This window comes from Providencia sp. PROV109, assembly GCF_033681625.1.
Lineage (GTDB): Bacteria > Pseudomonadota > Gammaproteobacteria > Enterobacterales > Enterobacteriaceae > Providencia > Providencia hangzhouensis.
In genome coordinates, this window is record NZ_CP096320.1 from 2,141,416 (window position 1) to 2,155,323 (window position 13,908).

The window sequence follows — 13,908 nt, forward strand, 5'->3', positions numbered from 1 at the left end:
ACATAAAAATGAACGAGCTAGGTGAAATAGATCTTGCATCGGTACGTCGTGAATACACAAAAGGTGGGTTAAGACGTAATGACTTAACGCCAAACCCACTGACGCTTTTCGAACTCTGGATGAAGCAGGCGTGTGAAGCTCGCTTGAGTGACCCAACAGCAATGTGTGTTGCTACTGTGGATGAAACCGGGCAACCCTACCAGCGTATTGTACTTTTAAAACATTTTGATGATAAAGGCCTTGTATTTTATACCAATTTAGGTAGCCGAAAAGCACAGCATTTAGAAAAAAATAATAAAATTAGTCTACATTTCCCATGGTACCCATTAGAGCGCCAAGTCAATTTCACTGGGGTTGCTGAGCGTTTGAACCCTATTGAAGTTGTAAAATATTTTCATAGTAGGCCGAAAGATAGCCAAATTGCAGCATGGGCATCAGCACAGTCTTCTAAAATTTCAGCGCGTGGTATTTTAGAAGGGAAATTTTTAGAACTAAAACAAAAATTTAAGAACGGTGACGTCCCATTGCCTAGTTTTTGGGGGGGATATCGAGTGGTATTTAATAGTGTTGAATTTTGGCAAGGCGGTGCACACCGTTTGCACGACCGTTTTTTATACCAGCGAGAAGGTGATGGCTGGAAAATTGATAGATTAGCCCCTTAGGATCATGTTTTTTAGCTGGCACTTAATTGATATGCGCTTTATGCTATAGCCTCATTTAAGTAAATTGACAAATTACACTGGTGAGTTTTTGATAAGCCTCTCAAACTTACTGGTCATTCAAACCAAAATAGATAGACAAAATACAACTGATGGAGTCATTGATGTCTAGCAATAACCTGATTAAACAATTGCAAGAGCGGGGCCTCGTTGCCCAGGTAACGGATGAGGATGCGTTAGCAGAGAGACTGGCGCAGGGCCCTATCTCTCTCTATTGTGGCTTCGATCCTACCGCTGATAGCTTGCATTTGGGACATCTGGTTCCTTTGCTGTGTTTAAAACGATTCCAACTAGCCGGGCACAAGCCTGTGGCGTTGGTCGGTGGTGCAACGGGCCTTATTGGCGACCCGAGCTTTAAAGCTACTGAGCGTAAATTAAACACCACAGAAACCGTTCAAGAGTGGGTAGAAAAAATCCGTAACCAAGTTTCACCGTTTTTAAGCTTTGATTGTGGTGATAACAGTGCACGCCTTGCTAATAACTATGATTGGTTTGGCAAAATGGATGTGCTGACTTTCTTGCGCGATATTGGTAAACATTTTTCGGTTAACCAAATGATTAACCGTGAGTCTGTTAAGCAACGTTTAAATCGTGATGACGTTGGTATCTCTTTTACTGAGTTTGCTTATAACCTTTTACAAGGTTATGACTTCGCAAATATGAACAAAGAGATGGGTGTAGAGCTGCAAATTGGTGGCTCAGACCAATGGGGTAACATTACTTCCGGTATCGATTTAACACGTCGCTTACACCAAAACCAAGTATTTGGTATGACGGTTCCTCTGATTACTAAAGCAGATGGCACTAAATTCGGTAAAACTGAAGGTGGTGCAGTTTGGTTAGACTCCAAGAAAACCAGCCAGTATAAATTCTATCAGTTCTGGATCAACACTGCAGATGCGGATGTTTATCGCTTCTTAAAATTCTTCACATTCATGGAACTAGATGAAATCAATGCGCTAGAAGAAGAAGATAAAAACAGTGGAAAGGCACCTCGAGCTCAATATGTATTAGCGGAGTTAGTCACTAAACTGGTACATGGCGAAGAAGGGTTAGCAGCAGCGAAACGTATTACAGAAAGCTTATTCTCTGGTGCAGTATCTGATTTAACTGAAGCTGATTTTGAGCAATTGGCTCAAGATGGCATGCCTTGTATCACTTTGGAAGCAGGTGCGGATTTACAGCAAGCTTTAGTTGATTCAGAGTTAGTGCCTTCTCGTGGGCAAGCAAGAACGGCAATTAGTTCTAACGCGGTATCAATTAATGGCCAAAAACAAACAGAGCCAATGTATGTGTTCTCTGACGCAGATCGCCTGTTTGGTCGTTATACCTTGATCCGTCGTGGTAAGAAAAACGACTGTTTAATTAATTGGAAATAGCTCTGACTAACCTTTGTAATATCAGCCCGGAATTTTCCGGGCTATACTCGTCATACTTCAAGTTGCATGAGTGTTAATTGTGCTATGCTCTTCGAATTATATATCGATGTATATAATTCGAGCTATTTTCTCAAGCCGCTTACATGTAATTAGAATTATTTGGAGTATATCCATATTAGCAACGGATAATCACTGATTTCTCTTCATTCGACATAACAATTCTTTGGGTTTTCAATGAAAAGCGTATTATCAATTCAATCCCATGTTGTTTTCGGCCATGCAGGAAACAGTGCTGCCGCATTTCCTATGTGCCGAATGGGCGTAGATGTGTGGCCACTCAATACCGTACAGTTTTCGAATCATACACAGTATTCACAATGGACCGGAAGTGTTTTTTCCGCACAACACTTAACCGACATCATTGATGGTTTAGCTAAAATCCATAAATTAGAAATTTGTGATGCTGTATTAAGCGGTTATATCGGTTCAGCTGAGCAAGGAAATGATATTCTTGCTATCGTGGAAAGGGTCAAAGTAGCTAATCCGCAAGCCCTCTATTTTTGTGATCCAGTAATGGGGCATCCGGAGAAAGGCTGTATTGTTGCTCCGGGAGTTGCTGAATTCCTTTGTGAGCGTGCATTGGCCGCGAGTGATGTTATCGCACCAAATTTATTAGAATTAGAAACATTAACGGGTAGAACAATTAAAAATGTTGAAGAAGCTACCCAAGCTGCACGTGAATTGTGTCACAAAGGCCCTAAAATCGTTCTTGTTAAACATTTAAGCCGAGCAGGGTATCGCGCAGATCGTTTTGAAATGATCCTTGTAACAGCAGAGCACAGTTGGCATGTTAGCCGTCCTCTTGTTGACTTTGGTGAAAAACAACCTGTAGGTGTCGGTGACTTGACCAGTGGTTTAATGTTGGTTAACTTATTGAAAGGTGAGCGCTTAGATAAGGGATTAGAGCACGTTGCTGCTGCAGTATATGAAGTGATGATAAAAACCAAAGAGATGGGGGAGTACGAATTACAACTCGTCGCTGCTCAAGACAAAATGGTTAACCCAGAACATAACTTCTGTGCAACACAATTAGATTAAGCTGCTTTTCAGCTGATAAAATTTTAGTTGATAACATAAAGCGGGAAAAACTATGTTTTTTCCCGCTTTATCAACAACCTTACAGCGCACTACTGAAAGCGTGCTATTTTACAGATTAGATTAGTCCTTCCGCTTTTAATGCATCTTGAACATTAGGGCGTTTAGCTATTTTAGCACTGTAATCTTGCAGGTGGGTCAGGCTAGTTAAATCGAGCCCAACGTGTTTTGCCCAATTACTCACAGTGAATAAATAGGCATCTGCGACACTAAAAGTATCTCCAGCAAAGAAAGCCTGTTTAGCGAGCACGTTATCAACATACGCAAACTTATTAAACAATACATTACGGACAGTATCTTTATACTCTTCTGGTGTTCCTGGAGTGAATAAAGGTGAGAAATTTTTATGTAGTTCTGTCGAAATAAAGTTTAAAGCTTCTAATTGGTGATAACGTTTCATAGAACCAGGAAGTGCGATTAGGTTACGATCCGGTTTTTGGTCCGCAATATATTGGACAATTACAGCACCTTCTGTGAGTTGTTCGCCATTATCTAACACTAAAGTGGGTACTTGTCCTTTTGGGTTTATTGCTAAAAAGTCTTCACCTTTCTCAGTTTTTTTCTCTTTTATATTTACTCGTTCAATACTGAAATCTAAACCTGTTTCACGCAGAATGATGTGAGGAGAAAGTGAGCAAGCACCGGGAGCGTAATATAATTTCATCATAAAACTCCTAAATTGTTGAGTTGGCATTCATATAGCAAATAAACACATATTGCTTAAGTATATCATTACTTTCTATTAACGAATTGCCATCAGGTGCGAGTTAAACAATAAAACCCATAATTGGATGGAAAGTATCGTCAATATTAATAGGTAGTGTAAATCTAGTGATTAAAGCTATAAATAATAAAAATGCATAAATTTAAGATAGTTACCTTATGTAGAGTAATTCGATTTTGCTAAACTCCTCGCCTAATCTTCGGAAAGAAAACAAACCGAATAATAAAAGAATAGGTGAGTGAATAGATGACCAGTTTGTGTCAGAAATTGAATTTTTTAGGAAAGTTAGACCAAATTTTAATGGCTCACCAGCCGAATAATAGCCATGGAATTAAACGCTTTCTATTAGAGTTTTGGTTTTTCGGTTTAATTAATGCTCGTTCTTGTTTATTCGCTGGTTTTTTCTTTTTGGCACTATTCTTAGTCCCAGCTAAAGGATTAATAGGTATCCCTCGCTATGACCTGTTACTAATTTTTGCCGTTGCTTTTCAAGCTTTGTTAGTGTGGTCAAAGTTAGAAACTTGGGATGAATTAAAGGCTATTTGTGTTTTCCATTTAGTCGGTTTTATGATGGAGCTATTTAAAACTTCAGCAACGATAGGTTCTTGGCAATATCCCGATGAGGCCTATACGAAGCTTTGGGGAGTTCCTCTATTTACTGGTTTTATGTATGCCGCCGTAGGGAGCTATATCATTCAATCTTGGCGATTTTTTAAAGTAAGAATTGAACACTATCCACCTTATTGGATGGCGACACTAGTCGCACTGGCTATTTATATTAATTTTTTTAGCCACCATTATATTGATGATTATCGTTGGTATTTAGCGACGTTTATTATGGGGTTGTATGCGCGCAGTATGGTTTTTTACACTCCACTAGATAAAGAGCGAAAAATGCCATTATTACTTGCATTTATGCTAATTGGTTTTTTTATTTGGCTAGCTGAGAATTTTGGGACATTTTTTGGTGTTTGGCAGTATCCAAACCAAATTGGTGCTTGGTCAATGGTACATGCAGGTAAGTGGGGAGCATGGTCACTGTTGGTGATTGTCACATTTACGATAGTCGTTCACCTTAAACATATTAAAGCCAATGTGACGATAGCACGTTAAATAAGATGTTTAATTTGTTGCCTGTGAAGGTGTTTACCCACAGACAACTGAATAACAGTTACAAGTCTTGTCGCCAAGCATCAATCGACAGGGGTTCACCAAAGTGACTTTCAATTAACCGGCGAGTAACGTCGTGAAGAGGGGCAGCTAAAACCTCTGCGGTATTACCACGCTCAACAACTTCGCCTTTATCCATGACAAGCATTTTATCGCTGACGTGTTTCATCATCCCCAAGTGCTGGGTAACATAGATAAATGCAATATCTTGTTTTGCTTGTAAATCTAACATTAAGTTGATGATTTGCGAGCGCATGGACATGTCTAACGAAGCTAACGCTTCATCAGCAATAATAATTTCGGGTTGTAGAATAAGTGCTCTTGCCAATGCAATACGTTGTTTTTGTCCAGATGCTAACATGTGTGGATAATATTCAGCGTGGTCGGCGAGTAACCCGACTTGGCGAAGCGTTTGAATAATACGCCTTTCACGTTCTATTCCAGTTAAGTCAGTGTTTAATTTTAAAGGGAGCTCAAGCGTTTGACCAATACGCTGCCTTGGGTTTAGGGATGTACTTGGATCTTGGAAAATCATGCGAATACGCTGGCAACGGTAGCTATAATCGCCAAAATTCAGGCGTTGTCCACGAATGAAAATATCGCCACTGGTGGGTTCTACAACGCCTGATAACATTCGCGCAAGGGTTGATTTTCCTGAGCCATTGGCGCCAATAATAGCTAATGTTTGGCCTGCCTGTAAGTTAAAGCTAACGGGTTTGACGGCTTGTAATTCGTGTCGATGAAATAACCCTTCACGAAAACGGAAAGTTTTTGTGAGATTACGGACTTCAAGTAAGGTTTCCATTTAGGGTTGTTCCTCGGTGTTTAGCGGGTAATGGCAAGCAACGAGATGGCCTTTAATATTGCGTAATTGTGGCGCGTTGATGCAAGTTCGTTGTGCATAGGGGCAACGAGGTCCAAGGCGACAACCAATGGGCAAATGTTCAAGTGAAGGAATTGCACCAGGTAGCGTATTTAACCGCCCTTTATGGGGAAGAGGGCTTTCAAAATCAGGGATTGAGCGGATTAGTGCTTGAGTATAGGGGTGGCGTGGCCGTTGTAGAATATCCTCAGGAGTTGCGCTTTCCACTGTTTGCCCGCAATAGAGTACATTGATGCGATCAACAAGTTTCGACATCATTTCCATATCATGGCTAATGAGTAAAATTCCCATATTATTGTTTTGGTTTAATTTATCCAATAAACGGAAAATTTGAGCCTGAGTAGTTGACTCCATCGCATTGGTGGGTTCATCAGCGATTAATAACCGGGGTTGGTTAGCGATGGCAATCGCTATCATGACTTTTTGACATTCACCATCGGTTAATTCATAAGGATAACTGCGCATGATATCTTTATGATCTTTTATCCCTACACGGTGCAATAGCTCTATAGCACGACGTTTACGCCAATTAAAACGTTGCCACCAGCGGCCTTTATAAGTCCACCCTGGGATAGCTTGGATAAGCTGTTTACCAATATCAGCAGCTGGGTCGAGACAAGATTGTGGCTCTTGAAATATCATCGAGATATTATGACCAATTAGTTTGCGGCGTTTACGTGGGCTGAGTTTTAGTAAGTCAATGTCTTGAAAGCGAAAACGGTCAGCTTTTACCCGAATATTATCTTTAGTCACGCCACAGATAGCTTTTGCAATAAGGCTTTTTCCAGAACCTGACTCGCCAACTAAACCTCTTATTTCCCCCTCAGATAGCGTCATTGAAACGCGGTCAACCGCTTTGACGGGGCCATTTGCAGTCATAAATTCGATAGTTAAATTGCGGATGTCTAGAAGTGGCATTATTCAACCCCCGCGTTGATGGCACGATGTAACCCGTCACCTAAAAGGTTAACAAAAAGCACGCTTATCATGATGGCAGCACCTGGCAAGATAACCGTCCAAGGAGCCACATAGATAAGCTCTAAAGTATCACCTAGCATAGCACCCCATTCAGAAGAGGGAAGTTGTGCACCTAAATCAAGAAAACCTAAAGCAGCAATATCTAAAATAGCGATAGAAAGTGCTCGAGTCAGTTCAGTGACGAGAATAGGGGTAATGTTAGGAAGTACGGTATACCATAAAATAAAAATGTTTGAAGCGCCATCAAGGCGTGCGGCAACGATGTATTCTTTATCTAACTCATCATGTACAGCGACATAGATAGTTCTTACCATTCGTGGAATTAATGCAAGGCAAATAGCTAGCATTGCATTTTGTAGGCTAGCGCCCATAAAGGCGACAACAATAATTGCCAGTAATAAGGAAGGAATTGACAGTAACGTATCGAGTATATGGTTAAAAATTGCAGATTTTAACCCGCGAGTCATCCCAGCTAAGCAGCCGAGAACTAATCCAATAAGTGTCGCAATCAGTGTGACTAAAATAGCGGCACCAAATGTCGATTTAGTACCAATCAATAGCCGACTTAGAATATCACGGCCCAGATCGTCTGTACCAAAGAAGAATGCCACTTCGCCATAATGAGACCAAGACGGCGGCGTTAATTGGTAACCTAGAAACTGTTGATCTAGTGCATAAGGTGCTAGATAAGAGCCAACAAAACATAAAATTAATAAAACCAACACACCAACAAACCCCACCATAGAGGTCACATCTGATGAGAAGATATTCCATACCACTCGAGTTGGGGATGGCATTTTTTGTTCACGATAAAAATTATCTGAGGACATACCAATCCTTATGTTTTAATGGGTCCATCATGGCACCTAAAATATCAGACAGCACATTTACAGTAATCACGAGCGCACCAATTAGCATCACCCCAGCAGAAATCGCAGAGTAGTCTTCTTGGCGGATTGCTGTAACCAACCAACGACCAAGCCCCGGCCAGTTAAAAACGAGTTCAGTGACCATGGTCAGTGTTAACATCGTAGAAAACTGTAAGCCAAGCTTAGGAATAATCGGTGGAATAGCATTATGAAAAATATGGCGGCGAATGATTTTAATCCGTGAAAGCCCTCGAATAGCGGCTGCTTTGATATAATTTTCACTGGCGATTTCTTCGGTGCTATTACGTACTAACCGAATAACCTCGGTTGTTGGTGCGAGTGCTAAAGTGAGGACAGGTAACACCATGTGCTCAAGTACATTGATAATCATATCTTTACGATAGGGGGAGTCAGAAAGCCATGCATCAACCAAGGCAAAGCCAGTCACCGTTTTTAAATTATATAATAGGTCAATTCGGCCAGATACAGGAAGCCATCCTAGATGTAATGAGAAAAAGAGAGTTAAAACCAGTGCAAGTACAAATACAGGGACAGAAAATCCTAATAAAGCAAAGACACTGATAGCAATATCTGCAGGCTTGTTACGCCAAAATGCAGCAATGATGCCGAGTGGTATACCTGTCGTTAAAGCAAAAATAAACGCTAAAATGCATAACTCCATGGTTGCAGGGAATGTGTCCCTTAATTGTTCGGTTATGGGTTCCCCGTTGATACTTGAAACACCAAAATCAAAATGGAGTAAGCCTTCAAAATAAAAAATATAGGCATCGATAAGTGATGCGCCGCTCAGAGGTGCATTAGGCGTAAAATAGCTTAAACTAAAGCTGACTAGCGATAAGAAGAACACCGTGACTAATAAAAGTAAAAAACGACGCAGTGAATAAATAATCATGGTTTCTGCCTCTGTTTTTTCGGAGAAACTTTTTCAGGCTGCTCCATTTCACGATACACGCCAGCAAATGAGGTATTACCAAACGCACTGATCATTAGGCCTTTTATATCATAGCGGTAGGCCTGTAAACGTAAAGAATAGGCGAGGGGTAAGACGGGTAAATCTTCCCCTAAAATTTGCTGTGCTTGGTGGTAATAATCTATACGTGCGGCTAATTGCTGTGTCAATAGTGCCTTATGTAAGATTTCATCAAAGGCAGGGTTACACCAATGGCTTAAATTGGTTTGGGAACCAATTGCTGCACAACTCAGTAGCGGACGGAAAAAACTGTCTGGGTCATTACTGTCAGTTGTCCAACCCGCTAATGTCATATCATGGCTTCTATCCATTAATTGGTTTTCTTGGAAACGGCCTTCGACAGAACGGATATTCATCACAATACCGACCTGCGCTAAATCAGCTTGGATAAGCTCTGCCATCTTAAGTGGGCTTGGGTTATATGATTGGGAGGCGATTGGTACCCATAAATCTAGTTTTAGATTTTCTAATCCCATCTCTTTGAGCATTTGCTTAGAAAGTTCGGGATTATAATCGGTGATCTTTGCTTGATTGTCATAAGCCCATGATGCTCTTGGTAAAATAGATGCGGCTGTTTCTGCCGTGCCGTAATAAATTGATTGCATTAGACGTTCATTATTAATTGCATACGCAATTGCTTGACGTACTTTTAGCTTATCTAATGGTGGCTTGCTGGTGTTAAATGCGAGGTAGGCAATATTCATCCCAGAACGCATAGAAATTCGTAAACGCGGGTCATCGCGTAATACCTTTAACTGGCTTGCGGCAGGGTAAGCTAAAACGTCACATTCCCCAGTGAGTAATTTTGAAATACGGCCAGTTCCACCTGCTCCCATGTCAACAACCACTTCTTCCATACGAGGCAAGCCCTTCCAATAATTGTCATTTCTAAGAAGTCTAACGAATTGCCCTGCTTGGTAGTCATCTAAATGAAATGGCCCCGTACCAATTGGTCGCCAATCGATCAGCTCTTGGCGATTTATGCTTGAAAGGAAATCGGCATATTCGGATGAAAGAATAGGAGCATAATGTGTCGCCAAATGCCATAAAAAAGACGCATCAGGAGAGTTCAAACGAAACTCCACTGTATGGTTATTAATTTTACGTATGCTTTGCACGCTGTTGGCGAACTGTAAGCTATCAAAATAAGGGTAATGCCCCCCATTGATGTAGTGATAGGGGTGATTCACCTCAAACATGCGGGAAAAGCTGAACACAACATCATCAGCATTCATATTGCGTGTAGGTGTAAACCAAGTTGTATTTTGGAATTTTACATCTTTACGCAAGTATAAACGGTAAGTTGCACCGTTATCTAAAACTTCCCATCTAGCAGCCAGTTCAGGAACCAAGCGATAAGTGAACGGATCAACATCTAATAGCCGATCATAAATTTGAGCACCGAGAGGGTCGACAATTAGCCCACTACTAACTAATTGTGGGTTAAACGTGGTAACGACCCCATTTACACAGTAAATAAAGCCTTTTTGGCGTATATCTGCAGGGACCTCGTTAGCCACAATATCGGTAAAGCGCTCTTGGTTATTAAGCGCTTGTGCAGACACAGAAATGATAAATAAAAACCAAACAGTTAATAGGCGCATACCACTGACATCGTTAACGAGAATTGACCTATTGTAGCGTAAAAATGGGGATACAGGGTATAAGCAAAATTTAGCCTCATAACGTATGAAAATTAAGCTAAAATGGATGATGTTAATATAATAATCAACTTAAATTATTATATTAATCATTGAAGTATGTCTTAATGAGAAAAAATCTCATTAAAAAGCTTTACAAATGACACTGATAACGATTATCATTCGTTTTGTCACTTAAGCCGAGTGCTTATGTAGACAAGGCATGACATTGCTCACATTGCTTCCAGTGTTTTATTTGATAGCCAGCTTGGGTGCTGGCTTTTTTTTATGGAGAAATAGATGAGCTTGTTTAGCTTAATTTCTAGCTATTATTTTAAACCCACATAGTGTAAGTCTTCATCGGTTACGTTGCCTTGAAGGGTACATAAGAAACGAACAACACCTCTTTGCTCATCTTTTTCAATAATCAGCATTTTTTCAGCAGCATTTGGTTCCAAGTTGTAATCTTGCGTTGCGTGTTCGTTAAATACCCATTTACTTTGCAAATTATGGCGGATCATCGGTGAGTAGATATAAGTATTTCCTACCTTTATAATCGCAATTCTTGATGACGTATAGCGGACAACCTCTTCAAGGCTTTGTGTTGTTTCAAATCCCCAAAAATAGTATTGACCACGCAAGCCTAAATAGGCGAAGCCATCATATTTATCAAAATTACTATGACTAACAAAAAAACGGTTAAAAGTCACAATACCGGTTGGTGAAAAATTGAGATTAACAGAAACGTGTTCATTGGTCCCTAATTGGTTATTTTTCAATGCATTAGAAATATCGTTTAAAACAGGGTCATCTTTTATTTTCTTGAAGAAAGCGGCATCACAGTAAGAAAATGTTTTCATCAATGATTGCGCATTAACCGTAGGAGATAACCCTAGAAGAAAAAAGGTGATCGCTAGTACATTTATATTTTTCATAATAGGCTCCTCATATAATAAGAATTATATTAATAGAGATATCATATAAATATATTTCGCACAGTAGTTAAATATGACAAGGTGTAAATACAAATAATAAAACAGCATTAATCATATTAAAATAGAATTATCTATCTATATATAATTAACTAAACGTGCTAAAGAAAATTATATTTTTTATATAATAGCTAGTGGAAATTACTAATTATCACTTTTTTTGGGGGTGTCAAAATGGTTTTTAGTGTAATTTGGCTTAATTTTTTATGATGAAGTTATCTTTTAACTAATTGTTATTTATTGTTTTTATTTTATTTGGTTTTTTACTGATGCTGTTAGTAATTAAGTGATAAGTAATATTTAAAAGTGCAATGTGAAATTGGAAACATTTAGTAATAATAAAGCCCACGATTTTCAAATTTAAACTTTTTATCTCTAAGTATATTGCATTAGTTCAAACAATAAATTTGGATTGTTTGAACTAATGACTATTAAATTTCAATATTTATTTGATGTTTTTTAATTAAACCACGCAGTTGGTCATAACTTAGAGATAACCGTTGTGCTGCTTTACGCTGATTAAAATGACAATCTGCTAGCGCTTGTTCTAATAGTGCTTTTTCAGATTGCTGTTGCCACTGACGTAAGTCACAAGGTAGTGAAGGTAAAATGGTATTTGCTTGTTGGGAAGGCTGTATGGGTTGGGGGCTTGGTGATTCATGCAGCTCAGCAAGTTTTTCACCAAATGGATTGAAAATAATATTATCAACGGGTTCAGCATGGTTTCCATGGCGGTATATTGAACGCTCAATGACATTTTTTAATTCGCGTACATTACCTGGCCATGGGTAGTTTTGCAGGGCTTGTTGGGCATGTCGTGTAAAACCTGTAAAGTGCGAACGTTTTAATTCACCACACATTAAAATAGCAAAATGCTCTGCTAATAATAATATATCAGGTTGCCGTTCACGTAATGGGGGAAGGCGAATAACATCAAAAGCCAGTCTATCTAAGAGGTCGGCTCGAAAACGACCTTGTTTGGCGAGTTCGGGTAAATTGGCATTTGTGGCACAGATTAAACGCACATCTACGTGTAAAGCTTGGCTTCCACCGACACGTTCAAGCTCGCCATATTCAATGACACGCAGGAGTTTCTCTTGAACTGACATAGGTGCAGTCGCGAGTTCGTCAAGAAAAAGAGAACCTTTGTCAGCTCGTTCAAAGCGCCCTTGATGGCGTTTTTGGGCTCCCGTAAAAGACCCCGCTTCATGTCCAAATAATTCAGAATCCAGCAAATTCTCATTGAGTCCGCTGCAATTGAGAGAGATAAAAGCTTCTTGCCAGCGAGGGGAAAGATAATGGAGTCTATCTGCGATAAGCTCTTTACCCGTGCCGCGTTCACCGATAACTAAAACAGGTTTATTGAGTTGTGCGAGTTCAGAGGCTTGTTCGAGTACATCGAGAAAGTTACTTGAAACGCCAAGAATAGGTTCATTGGTTTCTTTCATGGTTTTTTTCACCAATAGTTGGTTTAAAATGCCGATATTTGAACTATAGACTAAAATGATTTTCAGGGGAAGCTTATAATTATTCTCTTTAAAATCATATCAATATGAATTAATTTAAAAGTTGGCACGCGAATTGCTATTTGAAATATGTAATAGCAATAGCTAAATACAGCAACATGCGAATTGTTGTTAGACTTACGGAGCGTCAGGTATGGGTTGGAAGCCAAATCAGGTCGAGGCGCTACAGAATGATTAAATCCATCAAGGGGATATAAACAATGGGTATTTTTTCACGTTTTGCCGATATCATTAATGCAAACATCGCTTCTTTGTTAGACAAAGCAGAAGATCCGCAAAAAATGATCCGTCTGATGATTCAAGAAATGGAAGATATGTTAGTTGAAATCCGGTCAACATCAGCACGTACTTTAGCAGAAAAGAAAGGTTTAGAACGTCGCATTGAGATGGGCGAAAAACAAGTTGCTGATTGGCAAGAAAAAGCAGAATTAGCGCTGGTGAAAGATAAAGAAGATTTAGCGCGTGCGGCACTGATTGAAAAGCAAAAAGTGAGTGCAATGGTCGATACCTTAAAACACGAGCTGATTATTGTTGATGAAACCTTGACTCGTTTGAAAGGTGAAATCACTGAATTAGAAAACAAACTGCAAGAAACTCGTGCGAAACAGCAATCAATGGTTGTTCGTATGGAAGCCGCACAATCTAGTCGTAATGTACGTCGCCAGCTGGATAGCGGCAAACTGGATGAAGCAATGGCGCGTTTTGAACAGTTTGAGCGCCGTATAGACCATATGGAAGGTGAAGCCCAAAGTTATGGTATTGGGAAACAAAAATCACTGGATCAACAGTTTGCAGAGTTAAAAGCAGACGACGAAATAAGTGCGCAATTAGCGGCACTTAAAGCTAAAATCAATAAAGATCAGTAACAGTTATTTTGATGCA

13 protein-coding genes are annotated in these 13,908 nt (G+C 39.7%); 5 read left to right on the top strand and 8 right to left on the bottom strand.

What is annotated here, in order from left to right; all coding sequences use genetic code 11:
• Positions 1–8 precede the first annotated feature (8 nt).
• From pdxH to pdxY, 3 genes are all read left to right on the top strand, one after another.
• The gene (pdxH, locus tag M1F25_RS09895) at positions 9–662 is read left to right on the top strand and encodes a pyridoxamine 5'-phosphate oxidase (protein ID WP_036958675.1); all 654 of its coding nucleotides are present in this window, start codon (positions 9–11) and stop codon (positions 660–662) included.
• A gap of 161 nt (positions 663–823) precedes the next feature.
• Positions 824–2,098 (top strand): tyrosine--tRNA ligase, encoded by a 1,275-nt coding sequence (tyrS, locus tag M1F25_RS09900; protein ID WP_094961766.1) that lies wholly within the window; start codon positions 824–826, stop codon positions 2,096–2,098.
• Between the two features lie 234 nt (positions 2,099–2,332).
• A complete protein-coding gene (pdxY, locus tag M1F25_RS09905) occupies positions 2,333–3,196 on the top strand; it encodes a pyridoxal kinase PdxY (protein WP_094961767.1) in 864 nt (287 codons plus the stop codon).
• 115 nt (positions 3,197–3,311) lie between these two features.
• Here the strand turns inward: pdxY and gstA are convergent, their stop codons facing one another.
• Positions 3,312–3,917: a glutathione transferase GstA gene (gstA, locus tag M1F25_RS09910; RefSeq protein ID WP_036958678.1), complete on the bottom strand. Its 606-nt coding sequence runs from the start codon at positions 3,915–3,917 to the stop codon at positions 3,312–3,314.
• A 306-nt stretch (positions 3,918–4,223) separates the two neighbouring features.
• On the opposite strand from gstA, the gene M1F25_RS09915 reads away from it, so the two are divergent.
• Positions 4,224–5,090, top strand: a complete 867-nt coding sequence (locus M1F25_RS09915; protein WP_094961768.1) for a DUF817 domain-containing protein — start codon at positions 4,224–4,226, stop codon at positions 5,088–5,090.
• A gap of 58 nt (positions 5,091–5,148) precedes the next feature.
• Here M1F25_RS09915 and sapF read toward each other — a convergent pair whose 3' ends face one another.
• The 7 genes from sapF to pspF form a co-directional block, all read right to left on the bottom strand.
• The gene (sapF, locus tag M1F25_RS09920) at positions 5,149–5,952 is read right to left on the bottom strand and encodes a putrescine export ABC transporter ATP-binding protein SapF (RefSeq protein WP_004263864.1); all 804 of its coding nucleotides are present in this window, start codon (positions 5,950–5,952) and stop codon (positions 5,149–5,151) included.
• Entirely contained in the window at positions 5,953–6,948 is a 996-nt protein-coding gene (sapD, locus tag M1F25_RS09925; protein WP_094961769.1) for a putrescine export ABC transporter ATP-binding protein SapD, read from the bottom strand. It abuts the gene before it with no gap.
• On the bottom strand, positions 6,948–7,838 hold the full coding sequence (sapC, locus tag M1F25_RS09930; RefSeq protein WP_094961770.1) for a putrescine export ABC transporter permease SapC: 891 nt from the start codon (positions 7,836–7,838) through the stop codon (positions 6,948–6,950). Before sapC ends, sapD begins: the two co-directional genes overlap by 1 nt.
• Positions 7,825–8,790 (bottom strand): putrescine export ABC transporter permease SapB, encoded by a 966-nt coding sequence (gene sapB, locus M1F25_RS09935; RefSeq protein WP_094961771.1) that lies wholly within the window; start codon positions 8,788–8,790, stop codon positions 7,825–7,827. Before sapB ends, sapC begins: the two co-directional genes overlap by 14 nt.
• On the bottom strand, positions 8,787–10,472 hold the full coding sequence (gene sapA, locus M1F25_RS09940; protein WP_094961772.1) for an ABC transporter substrate-binding protein SapA: 1,686 nt from the start codon (positions 10,470–10,472) through the stop codon (positions 8,787–8,789). The genes sapB and sapA overlap by 4 nt, the downstream gene beginning before the upstream one ends.
• A 365-nt stretch (positions 10,473–10,837) precedes the next feature.
• Positions 10,838–11,443: a hypothetical protein gene (locus tag M1F25_RS09945; RefSeq protein WP_004263883.1), complete on the bottom strand. Its 606-nt coding sequence runs from the start codon at positions 11,441–11,443 to the stop codon at positions 10,838–10,840.
• 488 nt (positions 11,444–11,931) lie between these two features.
• Entirely contained in the window at positions 11,932–12,948 is a 1,017-nt protein-coding gene (pspF, locus tag M1F25_RS09950) for a phage shock protein operon transcriptional activator (RefSeq protein ID WP_004263890.1), read from the bottom strand.
• Between the two features lie 278 nt (positions 12,949–13,226).
• On the opposite strand from pspF, the gene pspA reads away from it, so the two are divergent.
• Positions 13,227–13,892, top strand: coding sequence for a phage shock protein PspA (gene pspA, locus M1F25_RS09955; RefSeq protein WP_004263893.1), 666 nt, complete (start codon positions 13,227–13,229; stop codon positions 13,890–13,892).
• Positions 13,893–13,908 lie beyond the last annotated feature (16 nt).

Bases quoted from the DNA above. Each gene is read 5' to 3' on its own strand.
- pspA (WP_004263893.1), top strand. From the start codon at position 13,227: ATGGGTATTTTTTCACGTTTTGCCGATATCATTAATGCAAACATCGCT.
- pdxH (WP_036958675.1), top strand. From the start codon at position 9: ATGAACGAGCTAGGTGAAATAGATCTTGCATCGGTACGTCGTGAATAC.
- tyrS (WP_094961766.1), top strand. From the start codon at position 824: ATGTCTAGCAATAACCTGATTAAACAATTGCAAGAGCGGGGCCTCGTT.
- gstA (WP_036958678.1), bottom strand. From the start codon at position 3,917: ATGAAATTATATTACGCTCCCGGTGCTTGCTCACTTTCTCCTCACATC.
- sapB (WP_094961771.1), bottom strand. From the start codon at position 8,790: ATGATTATTTATTCACTGCGTCGTTTTTTACTTTTATTAGTCACGGTG.
- sapD (WP_094961769.1), bottom strand. From the start codon at position 6,948: ATGCCACTTCTAGACATCCGCAATTTAACTATCGAATTTATGACTGCA.
- sapF (WP_004263864.1), bottom strand. From the start codon at position 5,952: ATGGAAACCTTACTTGAAGTCCGTAATCTCACAAAAACTTTCCGTTTT.
- sapA (WP_094961772.1), bottom strand. From the start codon at position 10,472: ATGCGCCTATTAACTGTTTGGTTTTTATTTATCATTTCTGTGTCTGCA.
- M1F25_RS09915 (WP_094961768.1), top strand. From the start codon at position 4,224: ATGACCAGTTTGTGTCAGAAATTGAATTTTTTAGGAAAGTTAGACCAA.
- M1F25_RS09945 (WP_004263883.1), bottom strand. From the start codon at position 11,443: ATGAAAAATATAAATGTACTAGCGATCACCTTTTTTCTTCTAGGGTTA.
- pspF (WP_004263890.1), bottom strand. From the start codon at position 12,948: ATGAAAGAAACCAATGAACCTATTCTTGGCGTTTCAAGTAACTTTCTC.
- sapC (WP_094961770.1), bottom strand. From the start codon at position 7,838: ATGTCCTCAGATAATTTTTATCGTGAACAAAAAATGCCATCCCCAACT.
- pdxY (WP_094961767.1), top strand. From the start codon at position 2,333: ATGAAAAGCGTATTATCAATTCAATCCCATGTTGTTTTCGGCCATGCA.